The sequence below is a fragment of the Pseudomonas sp. ADAK18 genome, assembly GCF_012935695.1.
In the GTDB taxonomy this organism is placed as follows: domain Bacteria; phylum Pseudomonadota; class Gammaproteobacteria; order Pseudomonadales; family Pseudomonadaceae; genus Aquipseudomonas.
Map to the genome: position 1 here is coordinate 4,253,536 of NZ_CP052859.1, position 20,133 is coordinate 4,273,668.

Sequence of the window (20,133 nt, forward strand, 5' to 3'; positions counted from 1 at the left end):
TATTTTGCATATTTATGCATTAGCCGTGCCTTTATACCGCGTCTTTGTGAACTGCGAAGCCCCGACCTTGCGTGTTAACCTTGCGCCCATCGCAAAAAATGCTGGGCCAAGCGCCCCCTTTGCCCCATCACTTCCAACGAATTTGCTAACTATCCAATGAGTAAAAACACTTCCGATCTGTCCTCCCACACCCCGATGATGCAGCAGTACTGGCGCCTGAAGAACCAGCACCCTGATCAGTTGATGTTCTATCGCATGGGCGACTTCTACGAGATCTTCTATGAAGACGCGAAGAAAGCGGCCAAGTTGCTGGACATCACCCTGACCGCGCGCGGGCAGTCGGCCGGGCAGGCGATTCCGATGTGCGGGATCCCTTATCACTCGCTGGAGGGTTACCTGGTCAAGTTGGTCAAGCTTGGCGAGTCGGTGGTGATCTGCGAGCAGATCGGCGATCCGGCCACCAGCAAGGGCCCGGTGGAACGCCAAGTGGTGCGCATTATTACCCCGGGGACGGTGAGTGATGAAGCCCTGCTGGATGAGCGTCGCGACAACCTGATCGCGGCGGTGCTGGGGGATGAACGGCTGTTCGGCCTGGCAGTGCTGGATATCACCAGCGGCAACTTCACGGTGCTGGAGATCAAGGGCTGGGAGAATCTGCTGGCGGAGCTGGAGCGCGTCAATCCGGTGGAGTTGATGATTCCGGACGATTGGCCCAAAGACCTGCCGGCGGAACGCCGCCGTGGGACCAAGCGCCGCGCGCCGTGGGACTTCGAACGTGACTCGGCGCTGAAAAGCCTGTGCCAACAGTTCTCCGTGCAAGACCTCAAGGGCTTTGGTTGCGAAACCCTGACCCTGGCCATCGGAGCCGCCGGCTGCTTGCTCAGCTACGCCAAGGAAACCCAGCGTACCGCCCTGCCCCATTTGCGCAGCCTGCGTCATGAGCGCCTGGACGACACGGTGGTGCTCGATGGCGCCAGCCGACGTAACCTGGAGCTGGACACCAACCTGGCCGGCGGCCGCGACAACACCCTGCAATCGGTGGTCGACCGTTGCCAGACCGCCATGGGCAGCCGTCTACTGACCCGTTGGTTGAACCGCCCGCTGCGGGATTTGACGGTGCTGCAATCGCGCCAAACCTCGATTACCTGTCTGCTGGATCGTTATCGCTTTGAAAAGCTGCAACCGCAGCTCAAGGAAATCGGCGATATCGAGCGGATCCTCGCGCGGATCGGCCTGCGCAACGCGCGGCCTCGTGACCTCGCACGCCTGCGGGATGCCCTCGGCGCCCTGCCGCAGTTGCAAGTGGCAATGACTGAACTGGAAGCGCCGCACCTGCAACAGCTGGCCGTGACCACCAGCACCTACCCGGAACTGGCGGCACTGCTGGAAAAAGCCATCATCGACAACCCGCCGGCGATCATCCGCGACGGTGGCGTACTGAAGACCGGTTACGACAGCGAGCTGGACGAACTGCAATCCCTGAGCGAGAACGCCGGGCAGTTCCTGATCGACCTGGAAGCCCGGGAGAAAGCCCGCACCGGCCTGGCCAACCTGAAAGTCGGCTACAACCGCGTCCACGGCTACTTTATTGAGTTGCCGAGCAAGCAGGCCGAGCAGGCACCTATCGATTACCAGCGCCGTCAGACCCTCAAGGGTGCCGAGCGCTTTATCACCCCGGAACTGAAAGCGTTCGAAGACAAGGCGCTATCGGCCAAGAGCCGCGCCCTGGCCCGCGAAAAGATGCTCTACGAAGCGCTACTCGAAGACTTGATCGGCCAACTGGCACCGTTGCAGGACACCGCTGCCGCTCTGGCGGAGCTGGACGTACTGAGCAACCTGGCCGAGCGCGCACTGAACCTTGACCTGAACTGCCCGCGCTTTGTCAGCGAGCCGTGCATGCGCATCGTCCAGGGCCGCCACCCGGTGGTGGAGCAGGTATTGACCACGCCATTCGTGGCCAACGATCTGTCCCTGGACGACGATACCCGCATGCTGGTGATCACCGGTCCGAACATGGGCGGTAAATCCACCTACATGCGTCAGACCGCATTAATTGTGCTGCTGGCCCATATCGGCAGCTTCGTGCCGGCGGCCAGTTGCGAATTGTCCCTTGTGGACCGCATCTTCACCCGGATCGGCTCCAGCGATGACCTGGCCGGCGGCCGTTCGACCTTTATGGTGGAAATGAGCGAAACCGCCAACATCCTGCACAACGCTACCGAGCGCAGCCTGGTGTTGATGGATGAAGTCGGCCGTGGCACCAGCACCTTCGACGGTCTGTCGCTGGCATGGGCGGCGGCTGAGCGGTTGGCGCACCTGCGGGCCTATACGTTGTTCGCCACTCACTACTTCGAGCTGACCGTGCTGCCGGAAAACGAGCCGCTGGTCGCCAACGTGCACCTCAATGCCACCGAGCACAACGAGCGCATCGTATTCCTGCACCACGTGCTGCCAGGGCCAGCCAGCCAGAGTTATGGCTTGGCCGTGGCCCAGTTGGCCGGGGTGCCCACGGAGGTGATCACCCGTGCCCGCGAGCACCTGAGCCGCCTGGAAGAGACCGCCCTGCCCCACGAGTTGCCGGTGGCCAGCCCCGCGAAAGCTGCCAGCAAATCCAGCGCTCCGCACCAAAGCGATATGTTCGCCAGCCTGCCCCATCCGGTTCTGGATGAGTTGGCTAAGCTTGACTTGGATGACTTGACGCCGCGCAAAGCGCTGGAAATGCTCTATGCACTGAAGACACGGATCTAACGCAGACGCTTGCAAGCTGATAGAATCTCGCGCGGTTTGGGATGCTGCGGGCTTTTAGCCTGGCCCGCAGACTATCGCTCCCGAACCTCGCGAGCCCCGCCACAAGGGGTTTCGCTGCCGCCGCCTGAGGAGAAAATTAGAAATGACCTTCGTCGTCACCGACAACTGCATCAAGTGCAAGTACACCGACTGCGTAGAAGTCTGTCCGGTGGACTGCTTTTACGAAGGCCCGAACTTCCTGGTGATCCACCCGGATGAGTGCATTGACTGCGCGCTGTGCGAGCCAGAATGCCCGGCCCTCGCCATTTTTTCCGAGGACGAAGTCCCGGAAGAAATGCAGGAGTTTATTCAGTTGAACGTTGATCTGGCCGAAATATGGCCGAACATCACTGAGCGCAAAGACCCGATGCCAGATGCTAAAGAGTGGGATGGCAAAAAAGGCAAGATTGCAGACCTCGAACGCTAATAGCGTCGACGCCCTCCAAAAGGCCCTTTGCGGGCCTTTTTGCGTTTCTGCCTACGGGGTTTCACTTTTCTACAGGCAAAAAAAAGGGGCGGTATGACCCGCCCACATTTTTTCCCTAGTCCCTGTGTTCCTTTTCATCATCCTGATGAATCGCATCCTGCGAGGTTCCCTGAGTCATCGTTCCTTGATGACTGTGTCAATCCGTGGACACAGGGCTGATCTTAGAGAGTTCCCGATTAAGTTCAACGTGATCCAATGGACAGAATCCAGGGTCTTGCATTTAAAAACCCAATAAATAGTTATTACATTTCAGCTAGTTAGAAAACAGTACCTGCCATTCGAGCTGTCCGCGTCTGGTAAAAAAACCAAACACTTACGAAAAAGTAAGTAAATGCTTACACCAGCAATTACGTAAACGCCAAACGATCTCTATTAAGTGCTCTTCAGACAAGAAAAAGCCCCGACACAGTCGAGGCTTGCCTACCCGCAGGTGAATCAGTCGTCGCTGACCGTGATAGTCGGCATTGCTTGGGCGCCTGCCTCTTGCAGGACAATCCGTGCACCAACATGACGGGCCAGTTCCTGGTAAACCATGGCAATCTGGCTGTCAGGCTCGGCGACCACGGTAGGCTTGCCACCGTCGGCCTGCTCACGAATCACCATCGACAGCGGCAACGATGCCAGCAGCTCGACACCGTACTGGGTCGCCAGCTTTTCACCGCCACCTTCACCGAACAAATGCTCGGCATGGCCACAGTTGGAGCAGATGTGCACCGCCATGTTTTCCACAACGCCCAACACCGGGATATTGACCTTGCGGAACATCTCCACGCCTTTCTTCGCGTCCAGCAGCGCCAGGTCCTGGGGCGTGGTGACGATCACCGAGCCGGCCACCGGTACCTTTTGCGCCAGCGTCAGCTGGATATCACCGGTACCCGGTGGCATGTCGATTACCAAGTAATCCAGATCGCCCCAAGCGGTCTGGGTGACCAGTTGCAGCAGGGCACCGGAGACCATCGGCCCGCGCCAGACCATCGGCGTGTTGTCATCGGTCAGGAACGCCATGGACATCACTTCCACACCATGGGACTCGATGGGCACGAACCACTTCTGGTCCTTGATCTTCGGCCGGGTACCTTCGGCGATGCCGAACATCACGCCCTGACTCGGCCCATAAATGTCTGCGTCCAGAATCCCGACGCGTGCGCCTTCACGGGCCAGGGCCAGGGCCAGGTTGGCGGCGGTGGTGGATTTGCCCACGCCACCCTTGCCAGAAGCAACGGCAACCACGTTTTTGACGTTGGCCAACCCTGGAATCTGCGCCTGGGCCTTGTGCGGCGCAATCACGCACTGAATATCGACGGTGGCTGCGCTGACACCGTCCAGACCTTCAATGGCCATTTGCAACATCTGCGCCCAACCGCTCTTGAACAGACCTGCGGCATAACCCAGTTCAAGTTGGACCGAGACCTTGTCACCCAGCACATCAATGGCGCGAACGCACCCGGCGCTGACCGGGTCCTGGTTCAGGTAAGGGTCGGTGTACTGGCGAAGAACGGCTTCCACCGCTGCGCGATTGACGGCGCTCATGGGCTACTCCCGAAAAAGACTGACTAAAACAGGCGGCTATCCTAACCGTTCCTGACGGCCTGCGGCATGCTTTCGCGGTAATGGAAAACGCTGAAACAACGCCACGGGGTGAAATAAATTTCCCGGCGCTTTATAGTGGCCGACCTCCGTTTCATCAAGTAGCCGAGCCCCATGTCCGAGCCACGCAAGATCCTCGTCACCAGCGCCCTGCCCTATGCCAATGGTTCAATCCACCTTGGCCATATGCTTGAGTACATCCAGACCGATATGTGGGTGCGCTTCCAGAAGCATCGCGGCAATCAATGCATTTATGTCTGCGCGGACGACGCCCACGGTTCGGCCATCATGTTGCGCGCCGAAAAGGAAGGCATTACCCCGGAACAACTGATCGCCAACGTCCAGGCTGAACACAGCGCCGACTTTGCCGAGTTCCTGGTGGACTTCGACAACTTCCATTCGACGCACTCTGAAGAAAACCGTGAGCTGTCGAGCCAGATCTATAAGCGGCTGCGGGACGCCGGTCACATCGCCACGCGTTCAATCACGCAGTATTTCGACCCGGAAAAGAAAATGTTCCTGGCCGACCGCTTCATCAAGGGCACCTGCCCGAAATGTGGCACCGAAGATCAGTACGGCGATAACTGCGAGAAATGTGGTGCTACCTACGCGCCCACCGACCTGAAGAATCCGAAGTCGGCGATTTCCGGCGCCACCCCGGTGCTCAAGGACTCCCAGCACTTCTTCTTCAAGCTCCCGGATTTCCAGCAGATGCTGCAAACCTGGACCCGCAGCGGTACCCTGCAGGACGCCGTGGCCAACAAGATCGCCGAATGGCTGGATGCCGGCCTGCAACAGTGGGACATTTCCCGCGATGCGCCATACTTCGGTTTCGAAATTCCTGACGAGCCAGGCAAGTACTTCTACGTGTGGCTGGACGCGCCGATCGGCTACATGGCCAGCTTCAAGAACCTTTGCGACCGTACGCCGGAGCTGGACTTCGACGCGTTCTGGGGCAAAGACTCCACCGCCGAGCTGTATCACTTCATCGGCAAGGACATCGTCAACTTCCACGCCCTGTTCTGGCCAGCAATGCTCGAAGGTTCGGGCTACCGCAAGCCGACCGGCATCGCCGTACACGGCTACCTGACCGTCAATGGCCAGAAGATGTCCAAGTCCCGTGGCACCTTTATCAAGGCGCGCACCTACCTGGATCACCTGTCGCCGGAATACCTGCGCTACTACTACGCAGCCAAGCTGGGCCGCGGCGTCGATGACCTGGACCTGAACCTGGAAGACTTCGTACAGAAGGTCAACTCGGACCTGGTGGGCAAGGTGGTCAACATCGCCAGCCGTTGCGCAGGCTTTATCCACAAGGGCAACGCCGGTGTGCTGGTGGCAGAAAATGCCGCGCCAGAGCTGACCGACGCGTTCCTGGCCGCCGCGCCAAGCATTGCTGACGCCTATGAAGCCCGCGACTTTGCCCGCGCCATGCGCGAGATCATGGGCCTGGCCGACCGTGCCAACGCCTGGATTGCCGACAAGGCACCGTGGTCGCTGAACAAACAGGACGGTAAACAGGATGAAGTCCAGGCCATCTGTGCCACGGGCATCAACCTGTTCCGCCAGTTAGTGATCTTCCTCAAGCCGGTGCTGCCATTGCTGGCGGCCGACGCCGAGGCGTTCCTCAATGTACCGCCACTGACCTGGAACGATCACGCGACCTTGCTCAGCAACCATCAGCTCAATGAATTCAAGCCGCTGATGACCCGCATCGACCCGGTGAAAGTCCAAGCCATGACCGACGCGTCCAAAGAAGATCTGGAAGCCAGCAAGACTGACACGGGCGAAACCGCGCCTGCCGGTAATGGCGAACTGGCTAAAGACCCGCTGTCTGCGGAAATCGATTTCGACGCGTTTGCCGCAGTCGACCTGCGGGTGGCGCTGATCCTCAAGGCCGAAGCCGTGGAAGGCGCCGACAAGCTACTGCGCCTCACGTTGGACATCGGTGATGAGCAACGCAACGTGTTCTCCGGGATCAAGAGTGCCTACCCGGACCCGGCCAAGCTGGAAGGCCGCTTGACCATGATGATTGCCAACCTCAAGCCCCGGAAAATGCGTTTTGGCATCTCCGAAGGCATGGTGATGGCAGCCGGCCCTGGCGGTGAAGAGATCTATTTGCTGAGCCCTGACAGCGGCGCCAAGCCCGGCCAGCGCATCAAGTAACCCTACCTGTGGCGAGCGGGCTTGCCCGCGTTGGGTCGCGAAGCGGCCCATAAAAAGGGACTGCTGCGCAGTCCAACGCGGGCAAGCCCGCTCGCCACAGGGCTAGTGCCCCCTCCTCGCTTGCCGGATAATCGGATTCTGTTTGCTTAACCCGGCATGCCCATGATCGATATGCTTCTCACCCTTGTCAGCACGGCCCTGATCAGCAACTTCGTGCTGCAGATGCCGCTGGCTGTCGACCCGGTGCTGGCATCACCCACTGCCCCACGCAGACAAGTGCATGCCCTGGGCATTGCCACCACCTTGCTGATGGTGCTGAGCGGTGTCATCGGCTATCTGCTTGACCACTATGTGCTACAGCCACTGGCGCTGACATCCCTGCGGTTGTTCGTGTTTCTGCCGGTGACCATTCTGTTGATTCAACCGCTGCTAAGCGTGCTGTCCCGCCAGCTACCCAAACTGTCATTCGATGGCCTGTGGCCGTTGATCCTGGGTAACGCCGGGGTGTTGGCCGTGCTGCTAATGGGTACACAGGACAATAGAGGGCTGGCGCATATGACAGCCTTGAGCCTGGGCGCTGGCCTGGGTTTCTGGCTGGTGCTGAGCCTGTTCAGCGACCTGCGCCAACGTATCGCCGATAACGATATCCCGCTGCCCTTTCGAGGCCTGCCCGTGGAGCTGATCAGTGCCGGGCTGATGGCTGTGGCTTTTCTGGGTTTCAACGCAATGATCAAACCATGAGCCTGATTCAACGTATCGACGCGCTGCTGCCACAGACTCAATGTGGCAAATGTGGGCATCCTGGCTGCAAGCCCTACGCCGAAGGTATTGCCCAAGGCGAGGCCATCAATAAATGCCCTCCGGGCGGGCAAGAAACTATCGTCGGACTGGCGCAGTTGTTGAGCGTCCCCGTGTTGGACCTGGACACTTCCCGTGGGGATGCCCCGGCGCAGATCGCCTTTATTCGCGAAGCGGAATGCATTGGGTGCACCAAATGCATCCAGGCCTGCCCGGTAGACGCGATCGTCGGTGCCGCCAAGCTGATGCACACGGTGATTATCGACGAGTGCACGGGTTGCGACCTGTGTGTCGCGCCCTGCCCCGTTGACTGCATCGAGATGCACCCGCTGGTCATGGTGCTGCCGATTGTGGGTGGCCTGGCGTCCAACGACCATGAGCGCCAGGCACGCAGCGTCAAGCGCGACCGCGCCCGGCGGCGCTTTGAACAACGCAACGCACGACTGCTCCGAGAGGAAGAACAGAAGCTCGCCGAACGCCTGTCCCGCGTCAAACGCCCTACGGCGGTTGAGACGGTGACAGTCGACCCGGTCCAGGCAGCCATCGAGCGGGTTCGCGCGCAAAAAGCAGCTGACATGGACGCTGCCGTGAAAAAGGCCAAAATCAACCTGGCCATGAACCGTGCCCAGCTACACAAATCCCTACAAGCCTTCGGCCATCCACCTACCTTTGAACAGCAGTCGCAGTTGATCATCCTGCAGCGGCAATTCGAAGCCGCTGAACAGGCACTCGCGGCGCTTGACGTGAACAGCACACCGCCGCCGACTCCGAACAAGGATCCAGAGCTGAAACGGGCGAAAATACAGCTGGCGATGCGTCGTGCTGAACTGCAAAAAGCCCAAAACCAAAACGCCGACCCGCAACAACTGACGGCATTGAGTGCAGCACTGGCCACAGCCGAACAAGCCTTGCATGATGCTGAAGCCGTTTCCGATCAGCCCCGTCCCGACTTGCAACGTGTGGAAAAGCGGCCAATCGATAGCCAACTACGCCAACTGAAAACCTCCCTGGCCTATGCCCGTGCTGACCTGAGCAAACTTCAACGTCAACCTGGCGCCAGCGAGGCCGAGTTGGCCGATGCCCAGCGCCGTCTCGACGATGCCCTGCGTTTGGTGAATAGCCATGTCACCGGGTGAAACCGTCGACCGCCAGCAACAGGCGATGAAACGCGTGCTGCTGGCGACAGTGCCAGGCTTACTGGCCATGTTCTGGCTATACGGCTGGGGCATGTTGATCAATCTGCTGTTGGCCGGCACTTGTGCGCTGGTGCTGGAAGCGGGTGTGCAGCGGTTGCGCCAGCGCTCTGTCAACGATCTCAGCGGCTTGGTCAGCGCTACGCTGCTGGCCTTAGCGTTACCGCCTTATTGCCCCTGGTGGCTATGTGTGGCGGCAGTAGCCAGCGCATTACTGCTGGGCAAACATTTGTATGGTGGCAACCAGAACCCGTTCAACCCGGCCATGGTCGGTTATGCATTGATGCTGGTGGCCTTTCCACAACCCATGACTCACTGGCCCGCGTCTCACGGCATGGACCTGCTGGCGGGCCTGCAACAGGTACTCGGCCTGCATGGCAATGCTCCGGATGCCTGGGCCCAGGCCACTGCCCTGGATGTCCTGCGCATCAACAAGAGCCTGACCATCGACGAACTGTTTGCCGCCAGCCCAGCCTTCGGTTACGTCGCCGGCAGGGGCAGTGAATGGGTCAACCTGGCGTTTCTTGCCGGAGGACTGTTTCTCTTGCAGCAACGGGTGTTCAGTTGGCATGCACCGGTGGGCATGCTCGGCAGCTTGTTCATCATCAGCCTGGTGTGCTGGAACGGCTCGGGGTCGGATTCCCATGGCTCGCCGTTGTTTCATCTGCTCACTGGCGCCAGCATGCTCGGGGCATTTTTTATTGTTACCGAGCCTGTGTCCGGCCCTAAAAGTCCACGGGCGCGCCTGATGTTTGGCGCGGGGGTGGGCTTACTGACCTACCTGATCCGTACGTGGGGCGGTTACCCTGACGGTGTAGCGTTTGCAGTATTGCTGATGAACCTGGCAGTGCCGACACTGGAACGCCTGTCGACACCAAAACAGCCAGCGGTGACCTCATGAAACGCACCCGAGGCCTGCTGATTGTGTTGCTGATCGCCGCCGCCGGGATTGTCCTGACCATCCTCGTCCAGCAGTTGACCGCCAGCCGCGCTGCCCAGGAACAACAAGACCAACAACGCCGTGCCTTACTGGACATACTGCCCGGTGGCAGTTACGACAACCAGCCACTGGAACATCCGCTGGCGATGAACCCGCAGGTATTGGCAAACAGTCAACTGCTGGGCGGTTATCTCGCTACCCTGTCGAGCCAGCCCAATGCGGTTCTGCTGCGCTCCCAGGTCAGTGGCTACGGAGGCCCCATCGAGTTGCTGATCGCCATTTCCCACACTGGAAAGTTACTGGGGGTGAAAACCCTGAAGCAGTCGGAAACCCCTGGTCTGGGTGGACATATTGCCGAGGACAACAACCCTTGGCTGGCCGCCTTCAAGGCACGCTCTCGTAACGATCCAACGGATGCGGACTGGGCTTTGAAGAAGGACCATGGACAATTCGATCAAATGGCTGGCGCTACCATCACCTCTCGAGCGGTAATCCACGCGGTGCATGACGCCTTGCGCTATTTTGATGAGCACCGGCAATCGATGTTGGAGCAAACTGCCCGTGACTAAATCACCTGGCCTCGCCGGTGCATTGATGCTTGCGCCCCTGATTGGCGTCAGTGACACGCTGCCCAAGGCCGTGAGCTTCTGGGCGCTTTCGGTGTTAATCGTGACGCTGTATGGCGTGGGCATGTGCGGCGTGCGAAACCTTCTCGGTGAGCGTATGCGACTGATCGCCAGCCTGCTGCTCGCCGCTACGTTGGTCAGTTGCGTACAACTGATCTTGCAGGCCTTTGCACTGCCCCTGTATCAACAACTGGGCATTTACCTGGCGCTGATCAGCGTCCAATGCGTGCTGCTGGAGCATTCAGGCGGATTCGACGCAGGCCAGGGCAAAACGCGATTGCAACTGTTCGGCCTGTTTGGCCTACTGCTGATTACCCTTGGTTTAGTGCGTGGATTGATCGGCAGCAGCACCATCACCACACTCGCGCCAGGCGGATTTATCCTGCTCGGATTATTGCTCGCAGGCCGACAGGCCTGGGCTCACTTTTCAAAACCACACTGACCGTCTGCAAGGAACCGCTCGCCCCATGAATGCCGCAAAACGCCTGGAAATTTTCCGTCGGCTTCACGAAGACAACCCGGAACCGAAAACCGAACTGGCCTACTCCTCGCCGTTCGAGTTGCTGATTGCCGTGATTCTCTCGGCTCAGTCAACGGACGTCGGCGTCAACAAAGCCACCGCCAAGCTGTATCCGGTAGCCAACACGCCTGCGGCTATTCACGCCCTCGGGGTTGGAGGGTTGTCCGAGTACATCAAGACCATTGGCTTGTACAACAGCAAGGCAAAAAACGTCATTGAGACCTGTCGGTTGCTCGTAGAGCGTCATGCTGGCGAAGTTCCACAAACACGCGAGGAGCTCGAAGCGCTGCCCGGTGTCGGCCGAAAGACCGCCAACGTCGTGCTCAATACCGCTTTCCGCCAGTTGACCATGGCTGTGGATACGCACATTTTCCGGGTCAGCAACCGAACCGGCATTGCCCGGGGGAAAAATGTGGTGGAGGTAGAAAAACAACTGATGAAGTTTGTGCCCAAGCCCTATCTGCTTGATTCACACCATTGGCTGATCCTTCATGGACGCTACGTCTGCCAGGCCCGCAAGCCCCGCTGCGGCAGTTGCCGCATCGAAGATCTGTGCGAATACAAGGACAAGACTTCCGACGATTGAGCAACCATTGCTTTTTTTGATCAGTCGATTGAAAAAATCTTTTTTACCCGCAACACGATAATCGTTATAAGGAGCGCCAACGGCAGTCTTAGCCTGGAGTTAACCTTATGAGCACTGGCAAAGAACAATTGGATGTAGAAGACGAGCTTGTTGGCGCTGAATCCGACGACGATGCAGCGGAAGCACCTGTAGAGGTGGCCAAGACCAATTTAAGCAAACGCCGCACCATCGACAATCTTCTGGAAGAGCGACGCTTGCAAAAACAGTTGGCCGATTACGATTTCGATCTCTGATCGAACCGACACCGGTAGCGATCAGAAGCCTCCTTTACGGAGGCTTTTCTGTGTATACACCACTGAGCGAGTGGGCCTTCCCTATACCAGGCCGTTGCGTTGTGCCAGTTCGATCAGGTCTACCAGGGAACGCGCATTGAGCTTGAGCAGCAGGCGCGTCTTGTAGGTGCTCACGGTTTTGTTACTCAGGAACATGCCATCAGCGATCTCCTTGTTGGTCTTTCCTCGGGCCAGCTGTTGCAGCACCATCATCTCTCGACCTGAAAGACGCTCGACCATATCGGCTTCACTGGCGTTCCCCATGGTGGAGCGCACCGAGTTCAGCGCCTGGTTAGGGAAGTAGCTGTAACCGCAGAGCACCGCCTTTATCGCGCTCAACAGCTCTGTCAGGTCCTGTTGCTTGCACACATAGCCAGCAGCCCCTGCCTGCATGCACCGCATGGAAAAATGACCGGGCGCCTGGGACGTCAGCACCAGCACCTTGAAAGGGTGCGCCTGTTTGGTAGACGACAGCCGACATATAACTTCCAGACCGTCGAGTTTGGGTATTCCAATATCCAGTATGACAATATCCGGCATATGCTCCCGTGCAAGTTGCAACGCATCGACACCGTTATCAGTCTCGGCAACGACCTCATAACCATGACGTTCCATTAGCATACGTACAGCAAGACGAATGACGGGATGATCATCCACGATCAGCACTTTATTCATGGGCAAGTCCAATTTCGCTGTTCGAATTATTTAGAGCAAGCACAATAGCCTAGTCATTTCCTCCTTGGCATAGCACTCCCCCCCAAGCAACAGCAAGCAGAGACCCACCCCACAAAGAGATAGGACTTAACCTACAAAAAGACACCACAACAGATGTATCGAGTTTTGTTGGGGCTTTCAGAAGTTTCCGAGGAAAAACATATCTTGAGTGAAAAGTCCTCAGAGTAATCGCCAAAGGTAAACATCCCGCACACTGACTTCAGGAAATGCCCCTTGTTTAGCAGCAACATTCCGACGCACGCCCAGCAAACTCAAGCGCTAAAAAGTTCCAACCAGAATATTTTATTGCATAGTAATTTTCTGACAGATCATTCAATAAACACCGCCTGAATGACGACTAATTGAGTGAAATTTCCGCAATACAATTCCCTACGCACTGAATGAAAACTACATCATGATATGTCGTAACGACCAAGATCAATCTCTCGAGTGGGCCGACACATCGCTTCGCGACAAACTAAACGAAGGTTAAACTTATTGAACGACACAAAGTCGCCATATGTTTAAAGCATAAACAGAACTCAAAAAAATGGCCCCTTAAGCAAGGGGCCATTTTTCATCGCAACTTAAATCACTCAGAACAACTTGCGGCCTTTGTTGGCTGCAATACGCATACGCAATGCGTTGAGCTTGATGAAACCAGCAGCATCCGCCTGATTGTAGGCGCCGCCATCTTCTTCAAAGGTGGCGATATTGGCATCGAACAGCGACTCATCGGACTTGCGTCCGGTCACGATCACGTTGCCCTTATACAGCTTCAGGCGCACAACGCCGTTCACGTGAGCCTGGGACGCATCGATCATCTGTTGCAGCATCAGGCGCTCAGGGCTCCACCAGTAGCCGGTGTAGATCAGGCTGGCGTACTTGGGCATCAACTCGTCTTTGAGGTGAGCCACTTCACGGTCCAAGGTGATGGATTCGATGGCGCGGTGGGCGCGCAGCATGATGGTGCCACCCGGGGTTTCGTAGCAGCCACGGGATTTCATGCCCACATAGCGGTTCTCGACGATGTCCAGACGGCCGATACCGTGCTCGCCACCGATACGATTCAGGGTCGCCAATACAGTGGCCGGGGTCATTTCGACGCCGTCCAGCGCGACGATATCGCCGTTGCGGTAGGTCAGTTCCAGGTACTGGGCCTTGTCAGGAGCGTTCTCCGGGGAGACGGTCCATTTCCACATGTCTTCTTCGTGCTCGGTCCAAGTGTCTTCCAGCACGCCGCCTTCATAGGAGATATGCAGCAGGTTGGCGTCCATTGAGTACGGGGACTTCTTCTTACCGTGGCGCTCGATCGGGATGTTGTGCTTTTCAGCGTAGTCCATCAGCTTTTCACGGGACAGCAAGTCCCACTCACGCCAAGGAGCAATCACTTTCACGCCTGGCTTCAAGGCGTACGCGCCCAGTTCGAAACGCACCTGGTCGTTGCCCTTGCCGGTGGCGCCATGGGAAATGGCATCAGCGCCGGTTTCGTTGGCGATTTCGATCAAGCGCTTGGCGATCAGCGGACGTGCGATGGAGGTACCCAGCAGGTACTCACCTTCGTAGACAGTGTTGGCGCGAAACATCGGGAAAACGAAATCGCGGACGAACTCTTCACGCAGGTCGTCAATGTAGATCTCTTTCACGCCCATGGCTTGCGCCTTGGCACGTGCAGGTTCGACCTCTTCGCCCTGACCCAGGTCAGCGGTGAAGGTCACCACTTCACAGTTATACGTATCCTGCAGCCACTTGAGGATCACCGAAGTGTCCAGGCCGCCGGAATACGCGAGAACGACCTTGTTTACGTCGGCCATGCCATCACTCCACGGGGTTGTACGGAAAGGCGTCGATTCTACCGACCAAAACCGTGAAATTACAGAGGCGCGACAGCAAATGAAGATAAAGCGACAGATTATGTCGAGCGGGCGACGAATTACCGCACCTTACGACGTGGTTGCCGCGTTGCTCGGAGCAGTGGCCTGGGGCGCCGGTTTTTCAGGGGTTGCCACCCGTTCCAGATGAATATTGACCCGCCGGTTCTTGGCCCGGTTGGCGGGATTGGTATTGGGCACCAACGGGTAGCGCTCACCGTGAAAACGCAGGGTAATCTGGGACTCCGGAATGCCGTTGGCCTTCAGATAGTCCATCACTGCCAGGCCGCGACGACGGGACAAGTCGCGGTTGGTCAGCCGATTACCGCTGTTGTCCGAGTGACCGTCCAACTCGATATGGTTGACCGTCGGGTCGGCTTTGATGAACTCCAGCATGACCGACAGCTTCTTCTTGGCAGCGGCATCCAGCTCGATTCCGCCGCCAGGGAAGCCCACTTCAGCTTGTTTGACCTGCTCGAAATTCATCGGCAGCAGCTTGGCGGTACACAGTTGATAGTCGCTGTAGGCTTTGTTGAATTTCACCGGCAGCAGGCGTATCTCGGAGTAACCGCCGTCACGGGCGTAGTGGCGCACCGTTGGGCTACGACCCTCAAGCAGGCCGGTGAACAAGCGCCCGGCCTGGGCCTGGGAACTGTTGAACAGCACATCGCCACTGCCAACGCGTACCGCCCCCAGATTGATGTCACCACGCCCCGGCTGCCACGGCGCGGCCGCGGCCAACAGCGTCGCAGAACCGGCGCCCAGCGAACCGTTGTAGGCTTTCAGACGAAATGTCGCTTGCTCGCCGGCCCGGCGCACGAACTCGCCCGAACCAAAATCGGTGATGGGTTGGCTCAAGCGGCACTCGAACTTATCGCCCTCCACCTTCCACTCAATATTCTCCAGACGTGTCTGGAACGTGAGGGCCATCGCGGGCAGGCTGGCGAACACACTGAGCAGGGCTAGATAATGCTGGCGCACGGGAGGCTCCACTGGTTTCTACAACACATCAAGGCGTCATACATCGTTAAGGCATACCCAGGGATATCGGTCGCCGCCCGCAAAACTTGATAGCGAGTGCCTGCAAGAGTCTTTTCCGGTAGCATTCCCACCAGATTGACCCGCCTGGAATCCCCAATGTCCGACCGCCTGACCCTGCTGCGTCCCGACGACTGGCATATTCATCTTCGCGATGGTGCAGCGTTACCCCAAACCGTGGCCGATGTAGCGCGCACGTTTGGCCGCGCCATCATCATGCCTAACCTGGTACCTCCGGTGCGAAACGCCGCGGAAGCCGACGCCTATCGCCAGCGCATTCTTGCTGCGCGACCGGCTGGCAGCCGCTTCGAGCCGTTGATGGTGCTTTACCTGACCGACCGTACCCAGCCCGAAGAAATTCGTGAGGCCAAGGCCAGCGGTTTCGTCCACGCCGCGAAGCTGTACCCTGCTGGCGCAACCACCAACTCCGACTCTGGCGTGACCAGCATCGACAAGATCCTGCCGGCTATCGAAGCTATGGCAGAAGTCGGCATGCCGTTGCTGATCCACGGTGAAGTCACCCGTGGCGATGTCGATGTGTTTGATCGCGAGAAGATCTTCATCGACGAACACATGCGTCGCGTCGTGGAGTTGTTCCCGACCCTCAAGGTGGTGTTCGAACACATCACCACCGCTGATGCCGTGCAGTTCGTCATCGAGGCTTCGGCCAATGTCGGCGCGACCATCACCGCTCATCACCTGCTGTACAACCGCAACCACATGCTCGTGGGGGGGATTCGGCCACACTTCTATTGCTTGCCGATCCTCAAGCGTAATACCCACCAGGTAGCGCTGCTGGATGCCGCCACCAGCGGCAGCGAGAAGTTCTTCCTCGGCACCGACTCGGCGCCTCACGCCCAGCACGCCAAGGAAGCAGCGTGTGGCTGTGCCGGCTGCTACACCGCCTATGCGGCGATCGAGCTGTACGCCGAAGCGTTCGAACAACGCAATGCCCTGGACAAACTCGAAGGCTTCGCCAGCCTCAATGGCCCGCGCTTCTACGGCCTGCCGGCGAATACCGACCGCATTACCCTGGTCCGTGAAGACTGGACCGCCCCTGCCAGCCTGCCATTTGGCGAGCTGACCGTCATCCCGCTGCGCGCCGGTGAAACACTGCGCTGGCGCCTGCTGGAGGAACACCCGTGAGTGAAGACCATTTCGACGACGAACACGAAGGTCATGGCGGTGGCGGTTCACGCCACCCGATGGCTGAACGTTTTCGTGGCTACCTGCCAGTGGTCATCGACGTAGAAACCGGCGGTTTCAACTGCGCCACTGATGCATTGCTGGAAATTGCTGCCACGACCATCGGCATGGATGAACAGGGTTTTGTGTTCCCGGAGCACACCCACTTCTTCCGCGTCGAACCGTTCGAAGGCGCCAACATCGAAGCCGCTGCCCTGGAATTCACCGGGATCAAGCTCGATCACCCGCTGCGCATGGCCGTCAGTGAAGAAGCCGCGATGACCGACATCTTCCGTGGCGTGCGCAAGGCCTTGAAGGCCAATGGCTGCAAACGCGCGATCCTGGTGGGGCATAACAGCAGTTTCGACCTGGGCTTCCTCAACGCCGCAGTGGCACGCCTGGACATGAAGCGTAACCCGTTTCACCCGTTCTCCAGTTTCGACACTGCGACTCTCGCCGGTTTGGCTTATGGCCAGACCGTACTGGCGAAAGCCTGCCAGGCAGCCGGTATCGACTTCGATGGTCGTGAGGCTCACTCCGCCCGCTACGACACCGAGAAAACCGCCGAGCTGTTCTGCGGCATCGTCAACCGCTGGAAACAGATGGGTGGCTGGGAAGATTTCAACGACTGATTTCTCACCCATAAAAATCTATGGTCACCCCCATTTTTGCAATACTGATTAACGGGTGGTGTGGTTGGCTTGCTTAAATCTATCCGGCGTCTGTTTGGGGCATGCCCCAGCGCCACGATGAGAGTCGCGCCTGACGATCCTTAAAAACCCGTCGGCTTCTGAAGCCGATTTTTATGTCAGGATCTTCGCCAGGCCGGTGTGCCGTTCACATCATCTGTTGTTCAGCTATCGCAAAACCTGAAGGTGAATCGTGGTACTGCAACAACCGCGGGGTCAGGCGTTCAAGGCGTCTGGCCCTGCTTCATATTGCGTATGGTGAGCGGCTATCGCCCAAGCGATACGCGCCAGTTTGTTAGCCAGGGCACAGGCCACGACATTCGAATGTCGTCGACTTAGCAATGAGCGCACCCAATCGGCCAAGGCGCCTTTTTGGTGCTCCAGATTTTGCATATAGACCCTGGAACACTGCACCAACAGTTGTCGCAGGTGCTTGTCACCACGCTTGCTGATTCCCAGCAAGTTGGCCTTGCCACCGGTGCTGTACTGTCTGGGCACCAAGCCCACTGAGGCGGCAAAGTCCCGACTGCATCGGTACTGCTTGCCGTCGCCCATTTCTACAGCCAGCAGGCTGGCGGTGATCGGGCCGACACATGGAAGACTCAGCAAACGACTGCCCAGATCATCGTCGGCCAGTTGGCCCGCCAGCTCTTTGTCCAAGACCTTGATTTGCTCATCCAGGTAGGCAAAGTGGTCGTGCAGGCGTTGCAACAATATCGTCAGACGAACGGGTAATTCATGCTCGGCCAAGGCGCTCGCCAGACGCTTCATGATGGCCAACCCTTTGGGCAGACTGATCCCAAACTCCAGCAGGAAACCGTGCATCTGATTAGCCGTTTTGGTGCGGTCATGCACCAGCGATTCGCGCATCCGGTGTAGCACGGACAGGGTTTGCTGGGATTCGGTTTTAGGCGTGACGAAGCGCATAGATGGGCGCGAAGCGGCTTCGCAGATTGCCTCAGCGTCGACAAAGTCGTTTTTATTGCCCTTGACGAAGGGCTTAACGAACTGCGGAGAAATCAGCTTGGCCGTGTGCCCCATTGCCGCCAACTGACGAGCAACATAGTGCGACCCCGCACAGGCCTCCATCACCACGATACAGCTCGGCGAGTTGCCGAAAAACTGCATCATTTGCGTCCGTGAGCATTTTTGCGAAACACCTCACAGCCCGACTTATCCTGGCCGTGCAGGTGGAAAGTATGTTTGCCGAGATCGATACCGATCAGTGCTGACTCGCTCATGATGATGGCCTCCGAAAACAAAACACCCCGTGAAAGCGTAGCCCTCACAGGGTGTTGGGGGTGACCATCTCATTAACCCGGCTCAGTGCCGGGTTTTTTTATGCCTTGAACGTGGCTTACAGCTTGCCAGCGTTCTCGGTCAGGTAAGCCGCGACGCCTTCTGGCGAAGCGTTCATGCCCTTGTCGCCTTTTTTCCAGTTGGCAGGGCAAACTTCGCCGTGCTCTTCGTGGAACTGCAGCGCGTCAACCAGACGGATCAGCTCTTCCATGTTACGGCCCAATGGCAGGTCGTTGATGATCTGCGAGCGGACAACGCCCTTGTCGTCGATCAGGAACGCACCACGGAAAGCTACGCCACCTTCGGACTCAACGTCGTAGGCCTTGGCGATGTCGTGCTTCATGTCGGCAGCCATGGTGTATTTGACTTTACCGATGCCGCCATCGTTGATGGCGGTGTTGCGCCAGGCGTTGTGGGTGAAATGGGAGTCGATGGAAACGGCAACCACTTCAACGTTACGCGCCTTGAAGTCTTCCATGCGGTGATCCAGAGCGATCAGCTCCGATGGGCAGACGAAGGTGAAGTCCAGCGGGTAGAAGAACACCAGGCCGTATTTGCCTTTGATGGCTTCAGACAGTTTGAAGCTGTCTACGATTTCGCCATTGCCGAGGACGGCTGGTACGTCGAAATCTGGGGCTTGTTTGCCGACGAGTACGCTCATTGGATATCTCCTGGTGTGGTAGCTGAAGTAAAAGGACCGGCCTCAGTGTGCCTTGGCTAAACGACAGGCCTGTGACGCGGTCACGCTTCGTGAAGACCGACCATCATACACCGAAAAAACCGTTCGTCAGCGCGAGGCTGCGTAACCACAAAGGCCGGAGAAACTACTTTGACAATCATTCTCGTTAACATTAAGATCCATCGCACTTAAGCCTCAAACCCGCGATGGTTCTCCCTTATGTATGTCTGCCTCTGCACTGGCGTCACCGACGGACAAATCCGCGAAGCAATCTACGAAGGTTGCTGCAGCTACAAAGAAGTACGTGAAACCACCGGCGTTGCCAGCCAATGCGGCAAATGTGCCTGTCTGGCCAAGCAAGTGGTACGGGAAACCCTGACGCAGCTGCAAACTGCCCAGGCTGCGATCCCCTACTCAGCAGAATTTACACACGCGTAATTGGCGTGTTTTAAAGAACCGGACTTAATGTCCGGTTTTTTTATGCCTTGATTTCAATCAGTTAGCGTCAAGACGCGGAACACAAACATTCTTATTCCGATTAATTTTCATATATTATTCAATAACTTAGGTTTGACAGTAGTAATTGCTCGGCTCAAACTCCGCCCTATATACAGCGAATACAGGGCAGGACCCCAA

18 protein-coding genes and 1 pseudogene are annotated in these 20,133 nt (G+C 57.8%); 13 read left to right on the forward strand and 6 right to left on the reverse strand.

Annotation, left to right across the window (positions count from 1 at the left end; all coding sequences use genetic code 11):
* Positions 1-156: 156 nt before the first annotated feature.
* Both mutS and fdxA read left to right on the forward strand, forming a co-directional pair.
* Positions 157-2,748, forward strand: a complete 2,592-nt coding sequence (gene mutS, locus HKK55_RS19235; RefSeq protein ID WP_169356120.1) for a DNA mismatch repair protein MutS — start codon at positions 157-159, stop codon at positions 2,746-2,748.
* 142 nt (positions 2,749-2,890) lie between these two features.
* Positions 2,891-3,214, forward strand: a complete 324-nt coding sequence (fdxA, locus tag HKK55_RS19240; RefSeq protein ID WP_169356121.1) for a ferredoxin FdxA — start codon at positions 2,891-2,893, stop codon at positions 3,212-3,214.
* Positions 3,215-3,709: 495 nt separating this feature from the next.
* On the opposite strand, the gene apbC is transcribed toward fdxA, so the two are convergent.
* Positions 3,710-4,804: an iron-sulfur cluster carrier protein ApbC gene (apbC, locus tag HKK55_RS19245; protein ID WP_169356122.1), complete on the reverse strand. Its 1,095-nt coding sequence runs from the start codon at positions 4,802-4,804 to the stop codon at positions 3,710-3,712.
* Between the two features lie 171 nt (positions 4,805-4,975).
* Between apbC and metG the strand changes: the two genes are divergently transcribed.
* From metG to HKK55_RS19285, 8 genes are all read left to right on the forward strand, one after another.
* On the forward strand, positions 4,976-7,027 hold the full coding sequence (gene metG, locus HKK55_RS19250) for a methionine--tRNA ligase (protein WP_169356123.1): 2,052 nt from the start codon (positions 4,976-4,978) through the stop codon (positions 7,025-7,027).
* Positions 7,028-7,189: 162 nt separating this feature from the next.
* Entirely contained in the window at positions 7,190-7,768 is a 579-nt protein-coding gene (locus HKK55_RS19255; RefSeq protein WP_169356124.1) for an Rnf-Nqr domain containing protein, read from the forward strand.
* Entirely contained in the window at positions 7,765-8,961 is a 1,197-nt protein-coding gene (rsxB, locus tag HKK55_RS19260) for an electron transport complex subunit RsxB (protein WP_169356125.1), read from the forward strand. The genes HKK55_RS19255 and rsxB overlap by 4 nt, the downstream gene beginning before the upstream one ends.
* Positions 8,948-9,919: an RnfABCDGE type electron transport complex subunit D gene (locus HKK55_RS19265; protein WP_169356126.1), complete on the forward strand. Its 972-nt coding sequence runs from the start codon at positions 8,948-8,950 to the stop codon at positions 9,917-9,919. Before rsxB ends, HKK55_RS19265 begins: the two co-directional genes overlap by 14 nt.
* Positions 9,916-10,527 carry an RnfABCDGE type electron transport complex subunit G gene (locus tag HKK55_RS19270; RefSeq protein WP_169356127.1) on the forward strand — a complete coding sequence of 204 codons (612 nt, stop codon included), beginning with the start codon at positions 9,916-9,918 and terminating at the stop codon, positions 10,525-10,527. Before HKK55_RS19265 ends, HKK55_RS19270 begins: the two co-directional genes overlap by 4 nt.
* Positions 10,520-11,026, forward strand: a complete 507-nt coding sequence (locus HKK55_RS19275; protein ID WP_237151271.1) for an Rnf-Nqr domain containing protein — start codon at positions 10,520-10,522, stop codon at positions 11,024-11,026. The genes HKK55_RS19270 and HKK55_RS19275 overlap by 8 nt, the downstream gene beginning before the upstream one ends.
* A gap of 25 nt (positions 11,027-11,051) precedes the next feature.
* Complete coding sequence (gene nth / locus HKK55_RS19280; protein WP_169356129.1) at positions 11,052-11,690, forward strand: endonuclease III; 639 nt, start codon at positions 11,052-11,054, stop codon at positions 11,688-11,690.
* Positions 11,691-11,797: 107 nt separating this feature from the next.
* The gene (locus HKK55_RS19285; protein WP_169356130.1) at positions 11,798-11,983 is read left to right on the forward strand and encodes a PA3496 family putative envelope integrity protein; all 186 of its coding nucleotides are present in this window, start codon (positions 11,798-11,800) and stop codon (positions 11,981-11,983) included.
* Positions 11,984-12,064: 81 nt separating this feature from the next.
* On the opposite strand, the gene HKK55_RS19290 is transcribed toward HKK55_RS19285, so the two are convergent.
* From HKK55_RS19290 to HKK55_RS19300, 3 genes are all read right to left on the reverse strand, one after another.
* Positions 12,065-12,697 carry a response regulator transcription factor gene (locus HKK55_RS19290; RefSeq protein WP_169356131.1) on the reverse strand — a complete coding sequence of 211 codons (633 nt, stop codon included), beginning with the start codon at positions 12,695-12,697 and terminating at the stop codon, positions 12,065-12,067.
* Positions 12,698-13,332: 635 nt separating this feature from the next.
* A complete protein-coding gene (locus HKK55_RS19295) occupies positions 13,333-14,550 on the reverse strand; it encodes an argininosuccinate synthase (RefSeq protein WP_088422930.1) in 1,218 nt (405 codons plus the stop codon).
* Between the two features lie 129 nt (positions 14,551-14,679).
* Positions 14,680-15,588, reverse strand: coding sequence for an OmpA family protein (locus tag HKK55_RS19300; RefSeq protein ID WP_169356132.1), 909 nt, complete (start codon positions 15,586-15,588; stop codon positions 14,680-14,682).
* A gap of 156 nt (positions 15,589-15,744) precedes the next feature.
* Between HKK55_RS19300 and pyrC the strand changes: the two genes are divergently transcribed.
* A complete protein-coding gene (pyrC, locus tag HKK55_RS19305) occupies positions 15,745-16,791 on the forward strand; it encodes a dihydroorotase (RefSeq protein ID WP_169356133.1) in 1,047 nt (348 codons plus the stop codon).
* Complete coding sequence (gene rnt, locus HKK55_RS19310; protein WP_169356134.1) at positions 16,788-17,462, forward strand: ribonuclease T; 675 nt, start codon at positions 16,788-16,790, stop codon at positions 17,460-17,462. The genes pyrC and rnt overlap by 4 nt, the downstream gene beginning before the upstream one ends.
* A 273-nt stretch (positions 17,463-17,735) precedes the next feature.
* On the opposite strand, the pseudogene HKK55_RS19315 reads toward rnt, so the two are convergent.
* Together HKK55_RS19315 and HKK55_RS19320 are read right to left on the reverse strand one after the other, a co-directional pair.
* Positions 17,736-18,760 (reverse strand): annotated as a pseudogene (locus HKK55_RS19315) (IS110 family transposase).
* Positions 18,761-18,876: 116 nt separating this feature from the next.
* Entirely contained in the window at positions 18,877-19,479 is a 603-nt protein-coding gene (locus HKK55_RS19320; RefSeq protein ID WP_155581257.1) for a peroxiredoxin, read from the reverse strand.
* A 237-nt stretch (positions 19,480-19,716) separates the two neighbouring features.
* Between HKK55_RS19320 and HKK55_RS19325 the strand changes: the two genes are divergently transcribed.
* Entirely contained in the window at positions 19,717-19,935 is a 219-nt protein-coding gene (locus HKK55_RS19325) for a bacterioferritin-associated ferredoxin (protein ID WP_003208706.1), read from the forward strand.
* The last annotated feature ends 198 nt before the right edge of the window (positions 19,936-20,133 follow it).